Source organism: Metallosphaera javensis (ex Sakai et al. 2022), assembly GCA_021654415.1.
Classification (GTDB): Archaea; Thermoproteota; Thermoprotei_A; order Sulfolobales; family Sulfolobaceae; genus Metallosphaera; species Metallosphaera javensis.
Genome location: AP024487.1, coordinates 1,004,224 through 1,028,534, shown reverse-complemented (window position 1 = coordinate 1,028,534; position 24,311 = coordinate 1,004,224). Strand labels below are relative to the sequence as shown.

Below are 24,311 nucleotides of genomic sequence, written 5' to 3'. Positions count from 1 at the left end.
AGGAAGAATGTTAGCTACATGGGAGACTATTCACAGTTTCTGTCCAAGTTGTCAATGCTAACGAAGCTCATTATGAAGTCCAAGATGGTAAAATCCGAGGTTATAACGCTTAAGGAAGGAGAACTGGTGGATTATCTAAACCAAGTGATCGTGGAGTTTCAACATTATCCGGTCATTTACGTATCTGGTACGGGAGAGTCCACATTTAGGATACTGCTAATCAATGGGGAAGTTAGGGGTGTGTATGTTCTCAAGGAAGGTCGAGAGTACAGGGAAGAGGAGATTCTCAACGAACTGGGGGGCAACCTAAAGATCCACGTATACGTATCGCTTAATCCCAAGGTGTTAGAGGTGTCGTCATGAAGGTACATAAGCCCTATGTGATTCATGAGGAAGGAGATCACTCGTTTATCTGGCTTGGCTTGGACGAGTCTGATAGGGAGAAGGGAGTCTTAACGAACCAATACCTAATTAGAGACGGAGATAGGGGCGCTCTTCTAGACGCTGGAGGGTATTTCGTGTTTGAAAGGGTCCTAAACTCGGTTCAGGAGTTCGTAAAGCCTGAAAATGTGGACCTTCTCCTCTATAGTCACCAGGATCCTGACGTTGTAGGTGCCCTTAACCTCTGGGTGGACATGTTACCCAACGTGAAGATTTACGTCTCGGAGCTATGGGAAAGATTCCTCCCGCACCTGGGTTATGATCTGGGAGAGTCCATAAACGACCTGCCAGACCAGGGCGCCAGGATACCCTTCGGGAAAAGCTATATTGAGGCTGTTCCCGCGCATTTCCTGCATTCGCCAGGGAATTTCCACTACTATGATCCCGTCTCCAAGGTGTACTTCTCCGGTGATATGGGAGCAGCTATATTTCCTAAGGATAAGTGGTACCTCATCGTGGAGAACTTTGAGGAGCATGCGAAGCTAATGGAAGGGTTTCACAGGAGATATATACCATGCAAGCGAGCCATTGAAAAATGGCTGACAAGGATTCAGGATATGGATATCCAAATCATCGCCCCTCAACATGGCTCTGTATTCACGGGAGAGAACGTAAGAAAATTCCTAGATTGGCTGATGAAGCTGGATAGGGTAGGTCTTGAACTGTTGTGAGTATTACACGTGAGAGTTTTCCAAGCCCTATCATTTTAACTTCGTATGTAATTCCCCGTGATGATCTAAACTTTTATACTATGATTTCATAGTATATTACTCGTGAAACTTCAGGTTAAGGGAAATTACATATACGTTACAATATGGGATAAGCAAAGGAAGAGACCCAGAAGATTTTACTTGGGTAAGAAGGAGGAACTCCAAAATCTTGAGAAATTGTTAAGTTTCGCCAATAACCTTAAGGTCACACGAGAAGAAATACGGGATTACCTCAACTTTTACCTAGATAAGGAGACCGGACTTACCAAGGAGGAGTACGTGATGTTGGCCCTTGAGTTGAACAATCTATGGAGTGGAGATACTGGGAGTCAATAAGGAAGGCCGTCAGGCTTGTTCAAAGGTTTTATCCCGATTACGCACTCGTAGGTAGATTTGCAAGGAACTTCTATGCGCCTCCAGAGACCACACTCGATATTGATTTCCTAGTGAACTTGGACGATAGGATCACTTTGAGGGAGCTCATAGATTTCGTCGGGTCACAATCCTATGAGATTAGTCCGACCGATGTGGGACACTGGCAATACAAGATGAACGTGAAAGGGTTCAGGGTAGACCTTGTAAAACCCAAAGGTTTCCATCTTGACGAAGAGTTCGTTTTCAAAAGAAGGCTGGTTCGTTTGAGAAGGGTAGGAAGGATTTTCGTGAGCTCCCCTGAGGACTTGGCAACCCTTTATGTTGTCTCCTCGAGGGAAAGAGGTGTTAGAGATCTCATCAAGGCCAAGGATGTAATTGAGTATTCCAGGGCGAGGAACGATTTCAATGAGGACTACTTTTTATCCAGATGTGAAAGAAATAGTGTAAAGCCATTATGTCTCGAATTGCTTCAACATGAACCTGTATGAGTAATTGTACTGCAGTTACGTTAACCGAGACAACGTATCATCACCTCAGCTCTGTCATTATCTTTCTTCTTCCCATTCCTTCTTATTTTACGAGATTTAACAGTAAACTGATATTTTATCAACCTGTCTAAAGAGTTAAAACATATCAAAAGCTACATTTCACCGGTCATTGGTATAACTTCGAGTCTTACCACCGTTTTTGCAAATATTCCCTTGACCAACTTATTCCAAAGCTGAGAGGGTATCCTCAAACTCCTGGCCTTTTCATCATCCACATTGCCAACCTTTATCTTCATCTCGCTGGCTATCCTCCTTATCCCGTAAACACACTCAGCGTAAACTGGACAGGTCGCACACTCGTACTTTGAAGATCCCATGTCAATGAAGATCAGATGATTATTGGACGTGTAAAGGACACCAGTATCAATATCTAGGGAGCTCTGTCTCGGTATGAAAGGAATCACCGCCTTGAAGGCTATGGCGTTGTCCTCCACCAGCCCCATTCTCTTCAAGTCCTCTAGAATATAGTAATAGTAGCTCTTACTTAATCCTAGGCTCTCTCTTCTGTCAGTGGACAGCACTTTCATGTAATTTTCCGTGCCCAGTTTGTTGAAGTTTTCCCTTGAAAGCATGACTATTTTCTCGCTTTTTTTCACGGGTCTTTCCGTATTGAAAATTCTATAGTCGCACATTGTACTCATTATAACTAGATATTTTAAAGATTAAAAAATGAAATCTCACTAAAGAATCGACTAGTTCTTTAACAGAGTTTACCGCACCAGAAAACTTAGCAATCTAACTAACTTTTCGTATGTATCCCTTCTACAATCGAGGCCGTGATATCCTTTCTCATCAAGGACGGAGAGGAACCTGCAACCTCCCATACACATGGGAAGATAGGGGCAGGACTTGCACTTCTCCTGGATTACAAGGGACCTCTTTCCAGAGAGTGAATGATCCAGGAGTGTTACCTCTCCGTCTTCCGTTAGTTTTCCCTTCACGTAAAGAGGGTTCCCGGTGAAGGCCCAGCACGGGTAAACCTTCCCCTCAGGGTCAACCACTATGTCCTCGTCTATGTGTGCGGCGCAAATCCCAAGTCTGAATAGGTCGTGGGGAATCCCGAAACCGTAAGCTCTGGCCTTTTCCCAGAACTTAACCAGAACCTCAGACTCCAGTTCCCTGGGAATCACGTTCTCCCACCACTCGTTCCTGAACAGATTGGTGTGAACAAAGTGGGGGTCCAATCTTACCCTAGTTATACCCTCCTCCACTAGCTTGGATAGGAGTGCGTCCACTTCGTTAAGGTTGTTCACGTCGATGTTTATCCTCAACACCACCTTAACAAGGTCCTGAATTTCTCTCAGGTTCTGTATTATGACGTTAAAGGAACCTCTACCATCGGCATAGAATCTCCTCTTATCGTGAACCTCGGGGGGTCCATCCAAGGTTATCTGGACGTGTGTAAGGCCGTGGGATATCAACCTCTGGGCGACGCTCTTGGTGAGGAGTGAACCATTGGTCACGACGCTGAACGAGTACTTAAGGTCAGAGAGGGACTTGGATATCTCCTCTATCTTCCTGAGCTCCAGGAGAGGCTCGCCTCCGAAAAACGTTACCCTCACCCTTCTTCCCCTCTCCCTTTTCCTGATGTAATTCACGAAGCCCTTCATGACCCCCTCAGATACTGAAACCTCCTTTCTAAACCCCTTCTGAAAACAGTAGGTGCAATTGAAATTGCAGTTGTAGGTGAGGAGAAGGGTAGGTTCAAGAACGGACTTGTTTAGAAGGGGTTCCACCACGTCATTCACGTCGTCGCTTGTTGTGAACCCCTCCTCCACGATCTCCTTGAGATGTTCCGGCACCTCTCCCCTTCTCAGCTTCTCCATTTCCCACGGTTCAAGTTCCATGGCGTAACCTGTGAGCGTGTTGAAAATTATATTGTTAATAAAAATATTGAACTTGGATAGGGCCATGGGGAGGTCACCTCACTCTCCCCAGCTAGGGGAGTAACCGCATCTCCCGGCCCTTCTCTCGATCCGGACTACCTTTTTTGCGGACATTGAGGGAAAGGAGGGCCCATCCTCTATTTCCTTTACTCATATTATTCCATAATAATAGATGGTAAAGGCCGTTAATTGTATATCAGGTTTAAATACAATAAAAATGATCTAAATTTCATGAGGCTTGTTGTAGGAACAAATTTTGACGACGAGCTCATAGGAAAAATAAGGCAGTACCCCGTTACCCACGTCTTCGGGAGTCACACGAGGACGTTGACAGGGCACGGAAGAGCCTCCTTCATCCTCCCGCAGGTTGACGACGAGAGGTTCAAGGCTCACCTGGACGTGGTTCACGGGGCCGGGATCAAGTTCCTTTACACCATGAATACGGCCACGCTGAACGGTGGGGAATACTCGGAGAAGTTCGTGAAGAGGTTATCAGAGGAGGTTGAAAGACTTGTGGGATTTGGGGTCGATGGGTTCGTCGTGGCTCTACCCTTCCTTGTGAAGTTGATAAAGAGGGAACATCCGGAGCTGGAGGTATCAATTTCGTCGTATGCAAGGGTTTACAACATAAGGGAAGTTGAGAACTTCATGGAGCTAGGGGCTGACACGGTCATACTGCACGAGGACGATAACAGGAACTTCAGACTGTTGAGATCCCTTCAGAAGTTGCAGAGAAGAGTGGATTTCGAGCTCATCACCAATAACTCCTGCCTTTGGGGTTGCGTTTACAGGAGGACTCACGATATTGTCTCGTCGCAGAGCTCAGCGGAGGGAGGTATAGAGGCGTGGTTCGAGTATCCCATCCTCTTCTGTGCCACTGACGTCAGGAATGACCTGGCTAACATCATAAGGATGAGGTGGATAAGGCCTGAAGACCTGATAGTTTACGAAGGCTTAGGATTTGACAGGTTCAAGATTGCTGGAAGGAACAAGAGGACGGAGTGGATAGTTAGGGCAGTCAAGGCTTACGCTAACAGAAGGTATGAAGGAAACTTGCTTGACATAGTTAGCTACCCTCAGGGGAGGGCAGTTCCCAAGGTCATGGAAAAGGTAGGAGGTCCCAGGGATTACGAGGTACTCAAGGAGGTCTACGTGGACAATACCAAGTTTCCGCCCAACTGGCTGGGCTTTTTCAGGTATAACGAGTGCGAGGAGAGATCCTGTGCCGATTGCGGTTACTGTACCGCAGTAGCTAGGGAAGTGATAAGGGTGGGAGAAAAGGAGTTCTCCCGGCTCGACCTAGGAAAGGTCCAGGTGCCATTAGACCTGATTCCGAGGTTTGGTGGAAATGGTTAGCCTTGGAAGAATAAGGATCCTGGAACTTGTGGAACCAGGTTTCTTTGGTGGAGTTCTCAATCATAACGTGACCGTAGTGGAGGGAGGTCCCTCCGGAGGGCTCATGATGATCGATACGAGCCTGCCCATGAACCTGGAGAGGATGGAACTCTACCTTAAGGCCTGGGGCTACTCACTTGAGGACGTGTCAGACGTTGTGGTCACGCACTGGCATCACGATCACGCCGGGAACGCATCGGAGTTAAGGAAGCTTGGAGCCAGGGTTTACGCCCATGAAGACGAGGTAGAGTATCTGGCCAATCCGCCGAGATATGAGATAGTGTACAGCGACGTGAAGGACGAACTGAAGGTTTCGGAGGAGGAATTCAAGTCAACCATGGAGAGGATAGACCAGCTAAGGTATGATCCCGTGACTGTTGACGTTCCGCTCAAGGGCGGTGAGATTTTATCAGGTTTCAGGGTGATACACGTCCCTGGACATACCAGGGGGCACATTGCCCTATTTGACGGAAATTACCTGGTGACGGGAGACGCAGTTAGAGGAGTGGGTAAGCTGACTCCACCCCTGAGGTTCTTCTCCTGGAATTACAGCAGGGCATTGACCTCATTTCAGATGTTAACCTCCCTTCCCTACTCCGTGATTATTCCCTATCACGGTGAGGTGTTCACAAAATGGTAGCTCCATACGTGGTTGTCCTGGAGAGCACCAAGGCATGCGATCTCGCGTGTAAACACTGCAGGGCTAGGGCTATACCCAACAGGTTACCGGGAGAGCTGACAACTGAGGAAGTTAAGTCGCTGGTGGACGATCTATCCTCCTCAGGGGTAAAGCTCTTCGTAATAAGCGGGGGAGACGCGCTAAAGAGAGATGACATATTTGACATTCTCTCGTACTCTTCAAGAAGAATCACCACAGCTCTCTCCCCAAGTGGGAGCAGAATAGACGTTGAGGTCGCCAAACGTATCAGGGACACTGGGATTAGCATGGTCTCCATCAGTGTCGACGGTCCAGAGGAGATACATGACGAGTTCAGAGGAGTGAAGGGGGCATTCAGGATGGCAAAGAACGCAGTGGAGTCCTTGCATCAGGTGGGGATACCGGTGCAGATAAACTCAACCATCAGCAGGTATAACGTGGACAGGTTGCACGAACTGAGGAGAACGGTTGAGTCCCTGAATCCCGTATACTGGGACGTCTTTATGCTCATACCAACGGGGAGGGCAACAAGGGAAATGATGATATCCCCTGCGCAGGCAGAAGAGGTTATGAGGACCATAACCAAGTGGAGGATGGAGGGCCTTAACGTGAGGATGACCTGTGCTCCCTACCTGGTGAGGGTAATGAATGAAATGGGTGTGGTAAGACCTCTACCTCCTGACAAGAATTACGGGAGAAGAAGCGTAAATGGTGCAAGGGGATGCATGGCGGGGAACGGATACGCTTTCGTGGCCTATGATGGTACAGTCTACCCGTGTGGTTTCCTTCCCACCCCCGCAGGGAACGTGAGGTTCAGGAAGTTCAGCGAGATCTATGAGGATTCCCCGGTTTTCAAGATGTTAAGGGAACCCTCAAAACTGGGAGGAAAGTGCGGGGTGTGCGAGTACAGGTCCGTGTGCGGAGGTTGCAGGGCGAGGGCCTTCAGCTTAACCGAGAATTTCATGGACGAGGATCCCTTCTGCACATATGTTCCTAGGACGCTGAGGGTGAAAGTGTGATAAGTATATCCAGACTGGTCTCCGACAGGAAGGAGGAGGCAGACAGGATAAGGTACTCTGGCCTCAAGGACAGATATCCGTCAGTGCTGGTGTTCAACGTAACAAGGAACTGCAACCTGAGGTGTCTCCATTGTTACTCCGGTTCTGGAACTCAGCTATTTCAGGACCTCCCCCTATCCACCTGGATCAATGCAGTGAAGCAGGCATCGGAGATGGGGGTAAAACATATTCTCCTTTCAGGAGGGGAACCCCTGGCTAGGAGAGACCTTCACATCATCGCGAGGGAGGCATGGGAGAGGGGAATAAGGGTGGAGCTATCAACCAATGGGACCATGTTAACCAGGGAGAGACTTGAGGAACTAAAGCCCTACGTCGATTATGTGGGGGTTAGCCTTGACGGTCCAGAACCCATACATGACAAGTTCAGGGGAGTCGAGGGTGCCTTCTCCAAGGCCTTAAAGGGGATAAGAACAGCGAAAGAGATGGGACTTAAGACGGGGCTCAGGTTCACAATCACTAGGGATAATTACAGTTACATAGATTTCGTGTTTGAGGTCATGAGGAAAGAGGGCATAAATAGGGTATGCTTCTATCATCTGGCATATGCGGGAAGGGCAGACAGAAAGCTTGACATAGATAATTCCACAAGGCTAAGGGTAATTACCAAGATAGTGGACTACGCCAGGACAGGGGAGTGGGAGGTTCTAACGGCGGATAACCCTGTGGATGGGATACTTGTATATCAGTTAACGGGGAAAGGCAGGGTGCTGGAGTTACTGAGAAGGAATGGGGGAAACAAATCGGGCGAGAGGATAGCTGACGTTAATCCCGAGGGAGTGGTTTACCCGGATCAGTTCACCCCTGTGAGGATAGGAGACATCACTGATCTGAGGAGGATCTGGGATGAACCCCACCCCGTGGTGAAAAAACTGAGGGAAAGGAAATCCCTGGTGAAGTGTGCCTCCTGCAGGTTCTTTGACGTATGTAATGGAGGGTTAAGGGGAAGGGCACTGGCTGTAACGGGAGATATGTGGGAGAAGGATCCGTCGTGCTATCTAGACGAAATAGAGAAACTGGAGGAAAAAGCCATAGCCTAAAAATGCAAAATTTTTCCTTATCCTTCCAGCTTGGAGAACTCATCCCACATTCTATCCACTTCGTCCTGGATCTCCTTTATCTGCTCCTGCGTTAAGTTGGCAAACCTTCCCTGTAACTTCAGGTATTCTGTCACTGGTTTCCTTTTCTTCTTATCAGTCAACGTCTTGCTTATGCTTGTCAGCCTGAACTTACCCCTCTCTATCTCGTAAAGTGGCCATATTCCAGTTTCCACTGCCAGCTTAGCAACCTCCACGGTCAAACTGGAATCATGTCTCCATCCTGGAGGACAGGGGGAGAGGAGATGGATATACCTGAACCCCGTGATGTCCTTTGCCTTCCTGACCTTGGCCTGATAATCGAAGAGATAGGCAATGGAGGCTGTTGCCACGTAGGGTACTCCGTGTTCAGCGATCAACTGCGGAACTGGCTTCTTCCACTCTCTCTTTCCTGACGGCGTGGTGGTGGTCCACGCACCAAAGGGAGTTAGTCCAGACCTCTGTATTCCGGTGTTCATGTACGCTTCATTATCGTAACATACGTAAAGTATATCCTCATTTCTTTCCGCTGCTCCGCTTAATGAGGCGAAGCCAATGTCCCCTGTCCCTCCATCTCCCGCCCAGACCACCACCGTTGCCTTCTCTCCCCTTGCCTCTAGGGCCGACTTTAACCCAGAGGCTATTGCAGGAGAGGCAGCAAATGCGCTGTGAACCACAGGTACACGGGAGGGCATTCCCCTGCTATCTCCCATGATCACCGTGGAACAGGAAGCTGGCACCACCAGCACGGTCTTTTCGCCAGTTACTTCCAGCAACGCATCCAGTTCCCTGGGAATCGGACATCCCGGGCAGGCTGCGTTACCACGCATGAGCATCATAGTAACCACCTCTCCTCCTCAAGTGCACCAACTGCTAGGTCCTCCAAGGCCTTCTCCACGTGCATTGGTCTCACATCCTTTCCTCCCAATCCCCCTATCACGTCGTGAATTGGCACGTCTAGTCCATATGAGGCAGATTTCACCTCAATGCCCAGGACTCCCCCAGAACCGTAAGAGACAGCCCTATCCAGAACCATGACACCTCTCGCCTTCCTCACAACGTTTCTGACAACCTCCTTAGGGAAAGGTCTGAACGCCCTTATCTTCAGGAGGCCAGCCCTTATGCCCTTCTCCCTGACCCTATCAACCGCAACCCTGGCGTCTCCGGTCCACGCCCCCATGGACACCACCAGATATTCCGCATCGTCGCAGAGATAGCACTCCGTACTCCCGTATCCTCTCCCCGCTAACTCCTCAAATTCCCTCCCTACTTGGTCTATCACGGCCTTAGCCCTTTCCATGGCCTTCTGGGCCTGATGCCTGAAGAAGATGTAGTCGTCGGGTGTGGCCACAGGTCCGATTCCAACGGGATCACTGAAATCAATGAGGTTGAACTCCCTTGGCGGGAGGAAGGAGTCCACCACGTCATCTGGCAGAACCTCAACCCTCTCCATGGTGTGCGTGAGGATGAAGCCATCAAACCCCATCATGACCGGGAGGAGAACGTTGGGGTTCTCCGATATTCTGAAGGCCTGAAGTGTGAGGTCATAGGCCTCCTGCACATTCTCAGCCATCATCTGTATCCATATGGCATCCCTCTTGCTCACGAAATCCTGATGATCATCCAGGATTGACCAGGGCGAGGCTATTGCCCTAGTGGCCACAGCTGCAACTATGGGCACCCTCTGCCCTCCTGCCCAGTATATCATTTCGGTCATGTAAAGGAGGCCCTGAGACGCGGTCGCAGTGAAGACCCTTGCACCCGCTAGCGCTGCTCCATAGATTGAAGCCATGGCAGAGTGTTCGCTCTCGACCCTGATCATCCTTGCCTTCAATTTACCGGAATCAACGTATTCCGAGAGTTTCTCCAGCATGGTGGTCTGGGGGGTTATTGGATAAACTGCTAAAACCTGGGGTTTGGCCTGCATAACGGCATATGCAACAGCGTGATTTCCCACCATTGCCTTGACAATGTTTCTAGTGGATGTTCTCTGCATTCACTTCACCTCCTTCACCATCTCTATGGCTGCTGTGGGACAAACCTGGGCACATACACCGCACCCCTTACAGTAATCGTAATCTATCCTTGGGTAGAGGTTCTTCTCAAGATCAATGGTGTTCTCGACACAGTAGAAGAAACAGAGCCTGCATCTGGTGCACTTGTCGTAATGTATCACCGGTTTCAGGACTCTCCAGGTTCCTGTCCTTCCCGCTGATCCCAGCGCTGGCCTGGCCAGAGGTACCTCAGCTGGAACCTTAATCAAGGGCTTTCACCTCCTTGGAACCTAGGTGAATTGCCTTGGCGTTGAGCTCCCCAAGCTTTCCGGGGAACTCCTCCATTACTGCTTTCTCTAGCAGTTCCGGATCGGCAATCCCGGTTACCTTGACCAGTGCCCCCAGCATGGCAGTGTTAACCACGCTCCATCCCGCGACCACGAGCCCCAGATTCCTCGCTATATCAGTCGCGTTGACGTAATAGGTGTTTTTCCAGTGTTTCTTGGGATTGTCCGAGTTTATGATCAGGACTCCGTCCTCCTTTATTCCCTCCAGGGGATTGACTATCTCTATGAGTGTCGTATCAAAAACCGTCACCACATCAGGATTGTACACTCTCCTGTGAAGGGGTATTGGTTTATCTGATACCCTTACCTCACTGCTCACCGGTGCTCCTCTTCTTTCTCCACCGAAGAAGGGAATGGACTGTGCAAATTTTCCCTCCATTATCACTGCCTTGGTCAATAATTCCCCTGCCGTGACAACTCCCTGTCCTCCTCTGCCCTTTAATGAGATTTCTATCATAGGGTTATATTCAACTGTGAAAATAAGGACATGACTTATCATTCATGCCATCCAATCGCATTAACCATGTTAACATCAGATCCCTCCACAATTCAACTTATGATGGAGATAAAAACGCGTTCTTTCTGAGAGAACTTAACTTAGTTAATCATGTTTTTTAAAATCATTTTACTTTTACCAATGAAAGGCTTTTTTCTTTAGTCAAAGAAATAACTTCATTGGGATCATGTGTTACTTAAATATTTCTAAAATTGACAGACCTATTATAGAAAGGAATGTTGTTTTGTTACGTAAAGAAAAATTTGATAAAATTGGGAATGATAAATTTATTAAGGTGTTATCGGCCCACGAGAGAAGCGAGATGAGTAAGAGCTACTTCTATTTCGTTCTAGGGAAAATGAGGGAACTGGGTTTAATGGAGGACAACGGACTGGCGTTCAAGGCAGTGATATCCTTCGAGCCCAAGGGAGAAAAAATGGAATTGGAGGAGAAGCTCATCTACGTTACAGAGGATAAGGAACTGGTATTGATGGACTTGGAGAGGGATGAGTATTCCTGCAGGAGTTGTTCCATCAGATCCATGTGCGTTTCCTACCTTAAGCTTATTGCAAAGGAGTCTGGAGCTAAAGTGAACAAGATGAATCCAAGGGATGCCTGGAAGGAGGTTATAGGCCACATAAGGAAAAACCTGGTCGAGAACACATATTATCTCAAGGTTCCGAGTCATTTTCTGTTTGAGGAGAGGAAGGGGAAGGAAAAGGAAGTGGAGATCTCCTGCGCCAGATCTTGAACCGGGAAAGATACATTAATCATGGCGAGTAAAGATTTCACATGAATGACAATGAGACGTTAGAGACCCTTCTTAAGTCGCTCAATACCACACTGGATGGACTGACTTCTGAAGAGGCCAAATCTAGGTTACTCAAGTTTGGACCCAATGAGGTTAAGGAGAAGAGGAGAAGCCCGGTTACAGAGTTTCTTATGAAGTTCTGGGCTCCCGTCCCGTGGATGCTGGAAGTTACAGTGATCCTCACTTTCCTCCTTCAGAAATTCCTTGATATGTACATAATTCTCTTTCTCCTGATCTTCAATTCCATAATAAGTTTCGTCCAGGAGCACAGGGCCGAGAACGCTGTGGAACTCCTGAAGCGTAAATTACAGGTCATGGCAAAGGTGAAGAGAGATGGTAAATGGGTCTCAATTCAGGCCAAGGAACTGGTGCCAGGAGACTTGGTCACCGTGAGGATTGGGGATATCGTACCCGCAGATATCAAGATAGTGGAGGGAGAGGTTTTAGTAGACCAGTCAGCTCTAACTGGGGAATCGCAACCAGTGGAAAGGAAACCTCTGGACACCCTCTACTCTGGCTCAATTGTAAAGAGGGGTGAAGCAAAGGGAATCGTGATAAGCACGGGAGAGAGAACCTACTTTGGTAAGACCACTCAACTAGTTCAGGTTGCCAGGGCTAAGTCCCACATTCAGGACATCATAATGAAGATTGTCAGATATCTGATAGTCATAGACGTCAGTCTGGTGATTGCCCTCACCCTTTTCGCAATTATCGCGGGGATCAGACTTAGTGACGTTTTACCTTTCTCCCTAGTTGTTCTAATTGCCTCAGTCCCTGTAGCCCTTCCTGCTACCTTTACCATAGCCATGGCCCTGGGCGCTGAAGAGCTTTCCAGGAAGGGAATACTGGTCACTAGGCTTAATGCCTCTGAAGATGCTGCAAGTATGGATGTCCTAAACTTGGATAAGACCGGGACTCTCACCGAGAACAGACTCAGGGTGGGTGACCCCATACCCTCCAAGGGATATAGTGACAAGGACGTAGTTGTTTACGCCCTTTTGGCATCAGACGAGGCAACTCAGGACCCAATAGATCTCGCAGTAGCAGAATGTTCTAGGGAGAGGGGGATCTCCTCACCTTATTCCAGGTTACGCTTTGAGCCATTTGATCCATCTAAGAAGAGAACCGAGGCCATCATCTCCACGCCAGAGGGAGAAATCAGGGTCATGAAGGGAGCCCCTCAGGTTATAGAGCAACTTGCAAACGTTGATAAGAAATGGTTTGATGAGCAGGTGAGTTCACTTTCAGCCAGAGGTTTCAGGGTGATCGCTGTGGCAGCGGGAAAGGAAAACCTCGAGGTTGTGGGTCTCCTCCCACTCTATGATAGACCCAGACCCGATAGCCCAAAGTTCATCCAGGAGATAAAGAATCTGGGCGTAGCTCCAAAAATGGTCACGGGTGATAACTCACTGATTGCTGTGGAGGTAGCGAGGGAGGTGGGAATTGGGGATAAGGTGTGCGATATGCGGGAGGTCAAGGAGGTATCTCCACAGGAAAGGGGTAAATACGTTGAAGAGTGTCAGGTGTTCGCGGAGGTATTCCCAGAGGATAAGTACACCATAGTCAAGTCTCTTCAGGACACCGGTCATGTGGTGGGAATGACTGGGGATGGGGTTAATGATGCTCCCGCGTTGAAGCAGGCAGAGGTGGGAATTGCCGTCTACAATTCCACGGATGTAGCCAAGGCGTCAGCAAGCATGGTACTGACCCATGAAGGGTTAACGGATATTGTGGAGGCGATAAAGACCGGGAGGAAGATATATCAAAGGATGCTCACGTACACAATGAACAAGATAATAAAGACCCTTCAGGTCGTACTGTTTCTCACGTTGTCCTTCTTCCTGACAAGGTTTTTCGTCACCACTCCCTTTGATGTGATTCTTCTCCTCTTCCTTAACGATTTCGTCACCATGTCCATTGCAACAGATAACGTCACCTATTCCATGAAGCCGGAGAGATGGAACGTGAACAAGATCGTTAGGTCCTCCCTGATACTGGCCCTTCTCGTGCTGGTTGAATCCTTCTTCGTCCTCTGGTTTTCAATGTCGCTCAAGCTGGACGTTAATGAGATACATACCGCGATATTTGACATGCTAGTGTTCACTGGCCAGTTTACCATTTACATCCTGAGAACCAGGGGAAGAATGTGGAGTTCAGTCCCGAGCAAACCTCTTCTAATCTCCTCAATAGCAGATATATTATTTGTACTTGCTATTTCCTCTCTTGGAATACTTGTTACGCCTATTCCAATTCAGGTAACGCTAGCTGTCCTTTTCATGGCATTTACTTTCAACTTGTTGTTCGATCAGATAAAGGTAAGTTTACTAAGATTAACTTAAAGTTGAATTGAACATGAGTCCAATTTCTTAAGTTTATTATTGTTCCCGATCTATTTTTATCGTGGTTAAATTGATGCGCAGGTTAGATAACAGGAAAATCCTGGTAATTCTAGGAGTGGGACTCCTCGTCGCGTCCCTCATCATGGGCTTCGTCAGCGTCCCCATGGCCCAGACAACCCCCCAGATAGTGGCGTACAAGATCTCTGGCTCGGCAAACCTCAACGCTCCAGGAACCGAGAGCTTCTGGTCCAAAATCCCGTGGGACAACATTTCCCTCACGGCCAACATACCCCAGGCCCCAACATCCGGTATAACCCATTACGTCCTGGTTAAGACTGCATGGAATGGCACTGACCTCATGGTACTAATGAGCTGGCCCGCCCCTGATCCTGCATTCGGCGCCTGGTCTGCAGCCGCAGGTGCACTGGATCCCTCGGCGAGCGGTCCGGGTCTGTTCAGGGAAATCCTTCTAACTCCTGGAGTCACGTATAGACTCAACGCTTCATACAGCAACTATTACGCTATAATTAACGGAAAACAGGAGCAAGGGAGGCTAATACTGAATTACTCAGGGATAACGTTGCCAACTCCTAACATGACTCAGATTCAGGTCCTGCCCAACGATAGTATCATCCTGTACCACTCCCTGAGGCCCATGGAGGACCTCCTGTACAACAACGGAATGTTTTACGGTTACTACACCAACAACACCTGGTACTATCCTGACAGGGCAGCCATAATGTGGTACATGGGCAGTGTAATACCTCCCACCTCGGACTGCATGAACATAGGTGGAAAGGTACCAGGACAGGAGTTTGACGGTTTCACACTGAAGAATGCAGGTGGCTCTCTGCAACAGCAAGGAGGAGCTGCAAACATATGGATGTGGGTCTCCGGCGCCACATGGAACAACAAGACCTACGATCCGGCATTCGCCGCGAACCTGTGGAACAACGAGTCCCTCACCGGCCTACCATACACTGACCCGGGCAACCAGGGCTTCGCCGTTCCCCTCTACACCAACAACACCAACATGTACGAGGTTGACACTGCAGGGATATGGTACGCTCCCGTGGCCTCCTCTGGACTCAACGGATCCCTCTTCTTCGTGAAGACAGGCGCAACCTACTCCAACGGTTTCTGGACAGTGGAGTACGTGAGGCCCCTTCAAGTGCCCCAAGCTTACGCTAAGTGGATGCCCAACTTCACGGTTGGCAACACGTACTACGTGGCGTTCGCCGTATGGCAGGGCAAGCTGGGCGAAACCCTGTTCGACAAATCCATCACCTCCGGCTTCCTCCAGTTCACCCTCTCCAACTCCGCCCCGACCACAACAACCACAACAACCACAACGACCACCACTTCTAACACCACCTCCACAACTAGCTCCTCCAGCGTAGGAAACGTTACAGTGGACGTTACAGTGATTGGCGCCATTGTGGCAATTATTGCACTTATAGCCCTGTACGTGGTGTTCAGGAGATGAGCTCCCTTCGAGAGGATTCAGTAAAGTTAGTTCTGATTTTTTTAGCTCTGGCCTCTATTTTTCAGTTTATCCTTCAGTTTATATTCTCGGTTTCCTATTTACCCATTCAGATTCCCTTCCAGAACGTGTTAACTAAGCTAGGTCAGGTTGGTATATACCTAGGTTACTTGGCAATAGGAATTTTCTCGATTCTCTCATGGAAAAAAGTCAAGGCATTATTGCCCTTGGGAATTCTTCTCCTAATCTCTCCCGCGTTCACCCTCATAAACAACTATTTCACCTCACCCCTATGGGTGATGTATGAGGTGATTGTGGCTACACTGGGAATACTTGGCATCGCGGAAAGCTTCGCCCGCGCCCCGGTGACCTCTCTTGTTAATTTACCCACCGCTTTTATGGTGGTTCTCCTAGTGGCAGCCGGGCTACTCGTGGATATATCCCACGTTGAACTCCTGATTAATTACCTCTTCGTATTTGAGGTATCCCTCCTCAGCTTCTTGGCGTATACTGTTATCTGGAGTTCACGTAATCTGAGTCTAAGGAGGGCCTCCATCTCCTATTTGGCTTCCATTCCCTCGCTCTTCGCGTTTCTTCCAATCTACTTCCTGGTTTCCAGCAACAGATTCATGGAGATAATTATGAACATGGTAATGCCCTCGGTGTTTGGAATAGTGCTCACGAACCCCTACTCCCTTCCTCTGTTTGTGATATCCCTGGCAATCGCCATTTACCTATCCGTAACCATTGCGCTCAGTAAGAATCCGTACGCCGGACTGGGATACTTCATGGTAATAACAACGGTTTTTCTTGGAGTTAATGGCTATCATCTAATTCTCTACATGGTATATCCAATCATTGGCACCATCCTGCTCAACATGAAGGAAGGTAAAAGTAGTCTAGTTGATGTAATTAGAAGCAAGATACAGAATAGAACCTGATTTTCTTTTATATGATGTCATGATACTTAAACTAATTGTAATTAGTGTGTGGAGTTACTGTAATCAAAGACCTCTAGGTTTCTGCGAGATGTCAAATCGAAAGAGAACCGAAGACGTCACTTAACAGATACTCCACATTAAATTGTAATCAGCAAATCTGAATGATTGGTACCATATTATCGATTCATGTATTCCAATGAGATATATGAAAGATATATTCAAGCTCATCATCTGTTAAATTGATCAACAGTCCAACGGCAAAGTCTTAATATAAATGTGACGATATAATAGCGATGTGATAACTAAATGCCGTTAAAAATCAGATTGGGGAACGGCGAGAAGGGTGTCCTGAAAACCTCTGATCTGTACTTCATACAGAAGTTACTCAAAACCATGAGGAATCCAAAGACTAGATTCGATAGCAGGGAATTCGTGGAGAAGGGTGAGGACTATTTCTTCAATTACGTGGGTAAGAATGTGGGCGGAGTTGACGAGGGGAGAAGAAACTTCTTAAAGGGGATAGTTATAGGCGTTGCAGCTGCCACAGTTGTGGGGATCATTCCCGGACTGAGAGTGCTCGTTCCTCCTGTGGAGCAGGCTGCTGGCTTCCCCAAATCTCTTCTTGTGGACGTCTCAGGGAATCCATTGAAGGCGTCATCCATCCCAGTGAATAGTCCCATCATCACTCTCTATGAGTATCCTTTAACCGGAGAACCTAACTTCCTCCTTAACTTGGGAGACAAGTCAGGAAATCCGGTTTCCATTTCCCCAGTCGAGGTTACTGTACCACAAACAGGGAAGACGTATAAGTTCCCAGGAGGTGTGGGACCGAACAACTCCATTGTGTCGTACTCGGCCATATGCCAGCACTTGGGATGCACACCTCCTTACATACATTTCTATCCTCCACAGTATGTGGGACCTTCCCAGCTAACCGCACCTGAACCAGACACATTAACTGCTCAGGCCTTGCTGGCTGCCAAGCAGGCCAATATACCGGCGTTAATTCATTGCGATTGCCACGGTTCCACATACGATCCCTATAAGGGAGGTGCAGTACTAACGGGCCCAACACAAAGGCCACTGCCTGCTGTTCTCCTCGAGTACGATAGTTCCACAGACTATCTCTATGCCATTGGCGCAATAGGCGTGGCAACGTATCCAGAGGGATCGGATGGAGTTCCGTCTCAGGACCCATCTAAGGATCTTGATACGTCCCAATACGGTAGTTCAGTGGGAACAAAGACCCAAGTCCAGGCCAACACAAACCCGTTTTCGGGATCATGAGTTCAACGGTGAGAGTTTAATTGTATGGTCTCATGAGGTGAAAACATGAGTTTAACCAAAAGGGTTTCAAACTGGTTTTCGGAAAGATTGGGACTGGACGACCTGCCCTTCTTCAAGACACCGGACTACATGTATCACGTTAATGAGTGGCTGGGTGCGCTGGTTGCTGCCTCGTTCATTTACACCGTTATATCAGGACTGATCCTGCTTCTCTACTATAACGCTGCAGCTGGCTATCAGTCAACCGAGACCATAATCAATCAGGTTCCCTACGGGTCTGTGGTTCTCTACAGTCACCTCTATGGTGCCTACGCCATGATTATCCTTGCCTACGTTCACATGTTCAGGAATTATTTCGTGGGGGCCTACAAGAAGCCCAGGGAACTCCTCTGGATACTTGGCGTCCTCATGCTTGTCCTTACTCTAGGTGCCTCTTTCCTTGGATATAGCCTCATTGGCGATGCGCTTGCAGTGAGCGCTGTAGATGTGGGTGCAGGAATCATAACATCAATACCCCAGCTATCATTCCTGATACCCATCATCTTCGGAAATTACGACACCGGAGACTATACTAGAGTATTGGCCCTTCACATCATCCTAGTTGCACTCATAGGATTGCTGTTTGTGTTCCACTTCTTCCTGGCAGAGCACTACGGCATGATGCCTTCTAGAAAGGTTAAGCCCAAGGCTCCTGCAGTTTACACCAAGGAAGAATGGTCCAAGTTCAATCCATGGTGGCCAAGGAACTTCGTCTACATGAGCTCACTCATATTTATGACATGGGGTTTCATCCTGGCCATTCCAAACGCTCTTGCTTACCTGAACGGTTTACCTCAGTACTTCAACCCGTTCATGAATCCCAAACCCGCTCCACCACCAAATAGCCCCGCTGCAGCCCATATCACCACTTACCCGCCGTGGTTCTTCCTATTCCTTTACAAGATTGCCGACTTCACGAGCGATGTGGTAATCTTCCTGATGATTGGTGTGATAATACCACTAGTGTACCTCATCATTTTGCCATTCATTGACAGAAGTGACGAACTCCATCCGCTCAAAAGGAAGGTATTCACGGGTATAGGCATCCTCATGATTACGTACCTAATACAGACATCCCTCTGGGGAGATCTAGCTCCCGGTGTGGAGGTTAGCGTTAAGGACCAGGTTATCGCTTATCTGATACCCGCAATTATCGTGGCACTGGGTTTGACTTTCATTAAACCAGTGGACGCTCAGTTGAAGCCATCCAGAGGAATATCGCCCCTAACATCTCTCCTCTTCATGGTTGTGGCCATGTTATTTGCGGGTTCTGTAGTGGAGCTAATTGACTATCCAAGTCTCTTTACCTTTGCCATTGCCGTGTTTACGGGCTCCCTATTCTTCATCGGAAGCAAGGCCATGGGTAAGGTTGTTCTCAGTAAGGGACTTCCCAACAATGCTGTGCCCGAAGTGAAAACCACAACCGAGACTCCGACCTCCACCGAGACCAAGAAGAAGTTCGCCGAAGTTCTAATGAGCATTTTGTTCGTGCTGGTGGTGGTGATAGTGGCGCAGATGTGGACAATTCCTCCCACAGGTTACGCCTCGAACCTGTTCGGCGTGGATCTGGGACTGGTCTTCCTGATGCTGGGCGAAGTCATCTCGCTCTACCACTACGTAGTGTATAAGAAGCCCGTTGAGAAGGAAGAATAATTTTTTTATCTTCTTTTCCTTTTTACAAAATATGATAAATGTAGGATTTTATTATAGGGTCAAAAAGGGTCATGAAAAGGAATTCGAGGAAACCTTCTCCAAGGTCTTGGAATATCTAAAGAAGAACTTCCCTGGTTTCAAGGACGGGAAGTTGTACAGGAGCGTATCCGACCCCCAGGAGTATCTCATCTATAGCGAGTGGGAGAACTTGGATGTTTTCAGGCAGTTCGTATCCAGCCAGGCGTACAGGGATACCACCTCTTACGGAAAGACAATCATTGAGGGAAGGCCCACACACAGGGTATTACAGCAACTGGAATGAATCTAGATCCTTCCTAGAACCCTGTTTAGCCTACCGGTTTCTTTGAGATACTCCTGAAGGTAAGGAGTATCGAGTACCTTCTCAGGTGTTAGATACTCCAGGAGAAGGCCCTTGGGCTTTGGTCTGGGATTGGTCCTGAACAGACCTTTCTCCGTGGCAAACATGTCCACAGGAACGTCAAAGGGTTCCACAGGTATGTGGTCCACAACCTGGATCGAATGCACTGTCGTTACCACGGGTACCTTGTCGTCCACGAAACCCTGCTCCCTAAGTATGGCATATTCAAGCTCACTGTATCCTTCTCCCTTTCCCACCCTGCTCCCTTCTGGAGACACGGCGACCGAGCCCACTACGATAAGATCTATCTTGGGTATGTCCTTGAAGTGAACCCTCTCTCCGAAGGAGGAGAAGTTTACAATCTTGGATGCCTCTCTGGGATTGTCCCAGGCCTTCTCTGTCATAAGGAAGAATTCACCCCTCAATCTCGGGGTTGGAACCACTAGGGTCTTCCTGGCTCTCAGGACCAGTTCCCTGAGCGGGGCCTGAGGCGAATCTGGGTTGCTTTTGATAACCCTCGCGTCCCTGAATTCCTGCGTCTCTGACAGGATCTTGGCGGCCTGTGCACTTCCCTTGAAGTTTGGTATCCTCCCCCTCACCGGTCTCGGAAACGACGCTACGTTCTTCTCCTCCATTAACCTCCAGATCCTCTCCCTAATCTCCTGCTTCACCTTTCTCTCCATGCTTCATCCTCGCCTTCAAACTCATTGCCTCATATATCAGATTAGCTCCCAGCATGGAGGTTATCTCGCTTACGTCGTATGGTGGGGAGACCTCAACCACGTCGAAGCCAACCAGGTTCAGGTTCAGCGACCTGATTATCTCCAGAGCCTCAAATGAGGTGAGGCCACCGACCTCAGGCGTACCTGTTCCCGGGGCAAAGGCCGGATCCACAACGTCTATGTCAAATGATATGTAGGTTGGTCCCTCCAGACCGTTGATCTCCCTTATCACCCTTTCCTGATCCCTCTTCACCTCCCTGATGTTAAATGACGTTATACCCAGCCTCCTGGAATCCTCCACGTCTTCATGGGAGAAAAGGGATCCCCTTATCCCCACCTGGATAACCCTGTTCAGAAGGTTCTCCTCCAGTGCCCTCCTGAGCCATGTTCCGTGATCGTACTTCTTCCCCCAGTGAGTGTCCCAGAAGTCGTAATGTGAGTCCAGGTGAACCAGGTTTACCTTCCCGTGTACCCTGTGCACCGCTCTCAACACGGGAAGGGTGATGGAGTGATCTCCTCCTGCCAGGAAGAGGGTGGAGCTCCTCATCCTTTCCACCAGAGCCTCCTCAATCCTTTTCATGGTATCCTCAATATGCCCCGGAATCACGTCCACGTCACCACCGTCACAGGCTGATAACTCGTCCAGTGGATACACCCTCTGGAATGGGTTATAGGGCCTCAACAGCCTGGAACCGTCCCTAATTCCCATTGGCCCGAATCTGGCCCCCGGCCTGTAAGTGGTGGCGTCATCGAAGGGAATTCCCATGAATATTGCCTCGACCCTTTCCTCTCCGCACATGGGTAACCTAGCAAAGGTCGAAATTTGAGCAAACCTGGGGGATTTGAGCGCGTCTATCTGTCTCATGCTTAAGATAGTGTCTCAAAACTAAAAATGGTTTAATGTTGGAGTATCCCTTCTCGAGGTTTGAAACTCGCACTGATTCTCCCGTAAATTATATAACCATGGTTATATAACCACAATTATATAACTATGGAAATACAGAGAAGGGAATACAAGGACGTGATGAACCTCAGGGACTGGACCCTCATGTTCGGGCGCAGAAAGGTGGGCAAGTCCTATCTCATAAGGAAGTATCTCAAGCACGACCTTTATTTCACCGTGACCAGGGACCTTCAGGCGTTCTACCCTGATGGCGAGATCAGACCCCTGAGGGATGCGCTGAGGGAACTGGGAGAGACGCTGAGACGAGAAGGGACGGTAGTTGTGGACGAGTTTCAGAGGATGCCAGAGAGGTACTGGGAAGTGTTTGGATCCCTGAGTCAACACGGGAAACTTGTACTGGTGGGTTCGAGTTTCAGAATATCCAAGAAGGTGTTTGATTCCAGGAGCCCTCTCCTAGGTTTCGTTATGCCCTTCAGACTGGGTCTTATTCACTACGCTGAAGCACTTCACGCTGTGAGGGATCCACTCCTGGCGCTCCTGTACAAGGATCCATGGGTTATACCCTTCGTGAGGGATGTGAGGGAGGTTCAGGACAGGGGATATCAGCTTTACATGGTGACCAAGGGTCTGGTGGGTGAAATATTTGAGGAGGAGGAAAGGCAGTTGACAACACTGTATGAGGCCATCCTCATGTCCCTGGCGGAGGGAGAGTGGAACACTTCCGTGATAGCCGGTAGCCTGGCAGGAAAGGGTCTGGACGTGACCGCATCTTCCGTCAGCGGATATCTTGACGTTCTGGCCAGCCTGGGACTTGTGGAGAAGATAGAGATATTTGGACCCAAGAGGAGGGCGAGGTGGTATTATAGGCTCTCCTCCCCTATCCTGTCCCTGATGTTCTACGCTGAGGCGAAGTATAATGTGTCCGTAACGGAGAGCGTTGGTGAACTACCGCTGGGAAGGGAGGTTCAGTTTGCGGTGGGCGAATTACTTGCTGAGAAACATGGTGGGATTATGGCGTACTCACCACACGAGGATATAGACGTGGTGATCCTGAGGGACGGGAGACCAGTGATAGGGTATGAGGTTAAGATGGGTGAGCTGGATAGGAGGGAGGCAGAGAGGGCTGTGTCTAGGATTAGGAATGCTGGAATTCCACGTGTGGGACTGGTGAGCCTGAGGGATAGGCCAGGGTCCGACGCGGACGAAAGTCTTGGACCGGAGGAACTGAGGCAGATTGCGGACGAGATATCGGTTAGGGTATTACAGTGAGAACGAGATTATGATGTCGCAGACTGGTTCTCAATGGGATCCCTTGACACAACCCTTCAATCCAGGAGAGTCCTCCCTTACCTCAGGGTATCCAGGAGGGCTTTCGAGGACGGTTGCTGTAACGTTCCTGCAACTGGCGGGATTCATTCCAATGTTTAGGTCTACTCGCCGTTGATCTGAAGATCATGAGAAAGGATGAGGACTTCCTGAATCCGGTGGGAATATGTTGGCATAAACATGTTGACTCGTTCTCTCCGTGAAGAGGATAAACTCACCTTTTAATGGGAGAAGTGAATATCAGAATATGGAAGCCCAAAGGATATTCAATGAGGCGAAGCAGATAGAGGGTAAAGTAATAGAGTTGAGGAGGAGGATTCACGAGAATCCAGAGTTATCGTATCAGGAATATGATACGGCAAAACTGGTTTCCAGTTACCTCAGGTCCCTGGGAATCGAGGTGAGGGAGGGGGTAGGGACTGAGACCGGAGTCCTGGGCGTGATCAGGGGAAAAAGGAGGGGAGTTGTGGCGTTAAGGGCCGACATGGACGCTCTTCCCGTAACTGAGGAGACTGGCCTACCCTTCGCCTCCAAGAAACCCGGGGTAATGCACGCCTGTGGTCACGACGCGCATACTGCCATGCTTCTGGGGGCGGCCACAATTCTATCGCGTCATCTTGACGAGATCGGGGAGGTCAGACTCATCTTCCAACCGGCTGAAGAGGACGGAGGAAGGGGAGGTGCACTTCCCATGATAGAGGCGGGTGTCATGGATGGTGTTGATTACGTCTTTGGGTTGCATGTGATGTCGGGTTATCCCTCAGGAACCCTGGCCACACGCGGAGGACCAATAATGGCCTGTCCCGATTCCTTCAAGGTGGAGGTGGTAGGGCGAGGCGGACATGGGTCCGCTCCCCACGAAACCGTGGATCCGGTCTATATCTCCGCCATGATAGTTAACGCGTTACAGGGGATCAGATCTAGACAGGTCAACCCCCTCGAACCCTTCGTTCTCTCCGTAACAAGCATTCATTCAGGCACCAAGGATAACATCATCCCGGATAGGGCGGTGATGGAGGGAACCATCAGGACACTTAATGAGAAGGTGAGGGAGATGGTTCTCAAGTCCTTCAACAACATTGTGAAGTCAATCTGCGAGGCATATGGAGCTGAGTGCAGGGTTAATTTCAAAGAGGATGCCTACCCTGTTACCGTGAATGATCCAGACACCACGAAGAGAGTTATGGAGATACTCAAGGAGATTCCGGGGGGAGAGGTGAAGGAGACCCCACCGGTCATGGGCGGAGAGGATTTCTCCCGATACCTGCAGAGGGCAAAGGGTTCCTTCATTTTCCTGGGAACCAGAAACGAGGAGAAGGGGATAGTTTACCCCAACCACAGCTCAAAGTTCACCGTAGATGAAGACGCTCTGAAGACAGGAGTGACTGCGCTGGTCCTCCTGGCTAACAGGTTCTCCTCCTGAAA

Annotated in this window: 26 protein-coding genes; 18 read left to right on the top strand and 8 right to left on the bottom strand. The window is 49.0% G+C overall.

What is annotated here, in order from left to right; genetic code table 11:
• The first annotated feature begins 18 nt into the window (after nt 1–18).
• The 4 genes from QVC96_RS06035 (at nt 19) to QVC96_RS06020 (ending at nt 2,014) form a co-directional block, all read left to right on the top strand.
• Complete coding sequence (locus QVC96_RS06035) at nt 19–363, top strand: hypothetical protein (RefSeq protein WP_287690240.1); 345 nt, start codon at nt 19–21, stop codon at nt 361–363.
• A complete protein-coding gene (locus QVC96_RS06030) occupies nt 360–1,112 on the top strand; it encodes an MBL fold metallo-hydrolase (protein ID WP_287690239.1) in 753 nt (250 codons plus the stop codon). Before QVC96_RS06035 ends, QVC96_RS06030 begins: the two co-directional genes overlap by 4 nt.
• Nucleotides 1,113–1,214: 102 nt before the next feature.
• Nucleotides 1,215–1,487: a hypothetical protein gene (locus QVC96_RS06025; protein WP_287690238.1), complete on the top strand. Its 273-nt coding sequence runs from the start codon at nt 1,215–1,217 to the stop codon at nt 1,485–1,487.
• A complete protein-coding gene (locus QVC96_RS06020; RefSeq protein ID WP_287690237.1) occupies nt 1,460–2,014 on the top strand; it encodes a hypothetical protein in 555 nt (184 codons plus the stop codon). The genes QVC96_RS06025 and QVC96_RS06020 overlap by 28 nt, the downstream gene beginning before the upstream one ends.
• Before the next feature lie 152 nt (nt 2,015–2,166).
• On the opposite strand, the gene QVC96_RS06015 is transcribed toward QVC96_RS06020, so the two are convergent.
• Together QVC96_RS06015 and QVC96_RS06010 are read right to left on the bottom strand one after the other, a co-directional pair.
• The gene (locus QVC96_RS06015; RefSeq protein ID WP_238027306.1) at nt 2,167–2,706 is read right to left on the bottom strand and encodes a hypothetical protein; all 540 of its coding nucleotides are present in this window, start codon (nt 2,704–2,706) and stop codon (nt 2,167–2,169) included.
• Nucleotides 2,707–2,784: 78 nt separating this feature from the next.
• A complete protein-coding gene (locus tag QVC96_RS06010) occupies nt 2,785–3,987 on the bottom strand; it encodes a radical SAM/SPASM domain-containing protein (RefSeq protein ID WP_287690236.1) in 1,203 nt (400 codons plus the stop codon).
• A 204-nt stretch (nt 3,988–4,191) separates the two neighbouring features.
• On the opposite strand from QVC96_RS06010, the gene QVC96_RS06005 reads away from it, so the two are divergent.
• The 4 genes from QVC96_RS06005 to QVC96_RS05990 are packed head-to-tail and all read left to right on the top strand — an operon-like array spanning nt 4,192 to nt 8,129.
• A complete protein-coding gene (locus QVC96_RS06005; RefSeq protein WP_287690235.1) occupies nt 4,192–5,316 on the top strand; it encodes a peptidase U32 family protein in 1,125 nt (374 codons plus the stop codon).
• Nucleotides 5,309–5,995: an MBL fold metallo-hydrolase gene (locus tag QVC96_RS06000; protein WP_287690432.1), complete on the top strand. Its 687-nt coding sequence runs from the start codon at nt 5,309–5,311 to the stop codon at nt 5,993–5,995. The genes QVC96_RS06005 and QVC96_RS06000 overlap by 8 nt, the downstream gene beginning before the upstream one ends.
• Nucleotides 5,989–7,032, top strand: a complete 1,044-nt coding sequence (locus tag QVC96_RS05995) for a radical SAM/SPASM domain-containing protein (protein ID WP_287690234.1) — start codon at nt 5,989–5,991, stop codon at nt 7,030–7,032. The genes QVC96_RS06000 and QVC96_RS05995 overlap by 7 nt, the downstream gene beginning before the upstream one ends.
• Nucleotides 7,029–8,129 (top strand): radical SAM/SPASM domain-containing protein, encoded by a 1,101-nt coding sequence (locus QVC96_RS05990; protein ID WP_287690233.1) that lies wholly within the window; start codon nt 7,029–7,031, stop codon nt 8,127–8,129. The genes QVC96_RS05995 and QVC96_RS05990 overlap by 4 nt, the downstream gene beginning before the upstream one ends.
• A gap of 17 nt (nt 8,130–8,146) precedes the next feature.
• Here the strand turns inward: QVC96_RS05990 and QVC96_RS05985 are convergent, their stop codons facing one another.
• From QVC96_RS05985 to QVC96_RS05970, 4 genes are read right to left on the bottom strand one after another with little or no spacing between them, the layout of a single operon-like run.
• On the bottom strand, nt 8,147–9,004 hold the full coding sequence (locus QVC96_RS05985; protein ID WP_238027300.1) for a 3-methyl-2-oxobutanoate dehydrogenase subunit beta: 858 nt from the start codon (nt 9,002–9,004) through the stop codon (nt 8,147–8,149).
• Entirely contained in the window at nt 9,001–10,161 is a 1,161-nt protein-coding gene (locus tag QVC96_RS05980) for a transketolase C-terminal domain-containing protein (RefSeq protein ID WP_287690232.1), read from the bottom strand. The genes QVC96_RS05985 and QVC96_RS05980 overlap by 4 nt, the downstream gene beginning before the upstream one ends.
• The gene (locus QVC96_RS05975; protein ID WP_238027298.1) at nt 10,162–10,428 is read right to left on the bottom strand and encodes a 4Fe-4S binding protein; all 267 of its coding nucleotides are present in this window, start codon (nt 10,426–10,428) and stop codon (nt 10,162–10,164) included. It abuts the gene before it with no gap.
• A complete protein-coding gene (locus QVC96_RS05970) occupies nt 10,421–10,963 on the bottom strand; it encodes a 2-oxoacid:acceptor oxidoreductase family protein (RefSeq protein WP_287690231.1) in 543 nt (180 codons plus the stop codon). The genes QVC96_RS05975 and QVC96_RS05970 overlap by 8 nt, the downstream gene beginning before the upstream one ends.
• A 334-nt stretch (nt 10,964–11,297) precedes the next feature.
• On the opposite strand from QVC96_RS05970, the gene QVC96_RS05965 reads away from it, so the two are divergent.
• The 7 genes from QVC96_RS05965 to QVC96_RS05935 all read left to right on the top strand — a co-directional run bounded on the left by QVC96_RS05965 (nt 11,298) and on the right by QVC96_RS05935 (nt 19,877).
• Complete coding sequence (locus QVC96_RS05965; protein WP_287690230.1) at nt 11,298–11,753, top strand: hypothetical protein; 456 nt, start codon at nt 11,298–11,300, stop codon at nt 11,751–11,753.
• A 41-nt stretch (nt 11,754–11,794) separates the two neighbouring features.
• Entirely contained in the window at nt 11,795–14,152 is a 2,358-nt protein-coding gene (locus tag QVC96_RS05960; RefSeq protein ID WP_287690229.1) for a plasma-membrane proton-efflux P-type ATPase, read from the top strand.
• A gap of 73 nt (nt 14,153–14,225) precedes the next feature.
• A complete protein-coding gene (gene cbsA / locus QVC96_RS05955) occupies nt 14,226–15,638 on the top strand; it encodes a cytochrome b558/566 subunit A (protein WP_287690228.1) in 1,413 nt (470 codons plus the stop codon).
• Nucleotides 15,635–16,576 carry a cytochrome b558/566 subunit B gene (cbsB, locus tag QVC96_RS05950; protein WP_287690227.1) on the top strand — a complete coding sequence of 314 codons (942 nt, stop codon included), beginning with the start codon at nt 15,635–15,637 and terminating at the stop codon, nt 16,574–16,576. The genes cbsA and cbsB overlap by 4 nt, the downstream gene beginning before the upstream one ends.
• Nucleotides 16,577–16,882: 306 nt before the next feature.
• A complete protein-coding gene (soxL2, locus tag QVC96_RS05945) occupies nt 16,883–17,863 on the top strand; it encodes a Rieske iron-sulfur protein SoxL2 (protein WP_287690226.1) in 981 nt (326 codons plus the stop codon).
• 45 nt (nt 17,864–17,908) lie between these two features.
• Nucleotides 17,909–19,555, top strand: coding sequence for a proton pump complex cytochrome B SoxC (soxC, locus tag QVC96_RS05940; RefSeq protein WP_287690225.1), 1,647 nt, complete (start codon nt 17,909–17,911; stop codon nt 19,553–19,555).
• Nucleotides 19,556–19,586: 31 nt separating this feature from the next.
• Nucleotides 19,587–19,877 carry an antibiotic biosynthesis monooxygenase family protein gene (locus tag QVC96_RS05935; protein ID WP_238027290.1) on the top strand — a complete coding sequence of 97 codons (291 nt, stop codon included), beginning with the start codon at nt 19,587–19,589 and terminating at the stop codon, nt 19,875–19,877.
• Between the two features lie 2 nt (nt 19,878–19,879).
• On the opposite strand, the gene QVC96_RS05930 is transcribed toward QVC96_RS05935, so the two are convergent.
• Complete coding sequence (locus QVC96_RS05930) at nt 19,880–20,617, bottom strand: 5-formyltetrahydrofolate cyclo-ligase (protein ID WP_287690224.1); 738 nt, start codon at nt 20,615–20,617, stop codon at nt 19,880–19,882.
• Nucleotides 20,589–21,521 (bottom strand): agmatinase, encoded by a 933-nt coding sequence (gene speB, locus QVC96_RS05925; protein WP_287690223.1) that lies wholly within the window; start codon nt 21,519–21,521, stop codon nt 20,589–20,591. Before speB ends, QVC96_RS05930 begins: the two co-directional genes overlap by 29 nt.
• A 126-nt stretch (nt 21,522–21,647) precedes the next feature.
• Here speB and QVC96_RS05920 point away from each other — a divergent pair, with 126 nt between their 5' ends.
• The 3 genes from QVC96_RS05920 to cpsA all read left to right on the top strand — a co-directional run bounded on the left by QVC96_RS05920 (nt 21,648) and on the right by cpsA (nt 24,309).
• Nucleotides 21,648–22,829, top strand: a complete 1,182-nt coding sequence (locus QVC96_RS05920) for an AAA family ATPase (RefSeq protein WP_287690222.1) — start codon at nt 21,648–21,650, stop codon at nt 22,827–22,829.
• A gap of 33 nt (nt 22,830–22,862) precedes the next feature.
• Complete coding sequence (locus tag QVC96_RS05915; RefSeq protein ID WP_287690221.1) at nt 22,863–22,988, top strand: hypothetical protein; 126 nt, start codon at nt 22,863–22,865, stop codon at nt 22,986–22,988.
• A 145-nt stretch (nt 22,989–23,133) separates the two neighbouring features.
• Nucleotides 23,134–24,309, top strand: coding sequence for a carboxypeptidase CpsA (gene cpsA / locus QVC96_RS05910; protein ID WP_287690220.1), 1,176 nt, complete (start codon nt 23,134–23,136; stop codon nt 24,307–24,309).
• Nucleotides 24,310–24,311 lie beyond the last annotated feature (2 nt).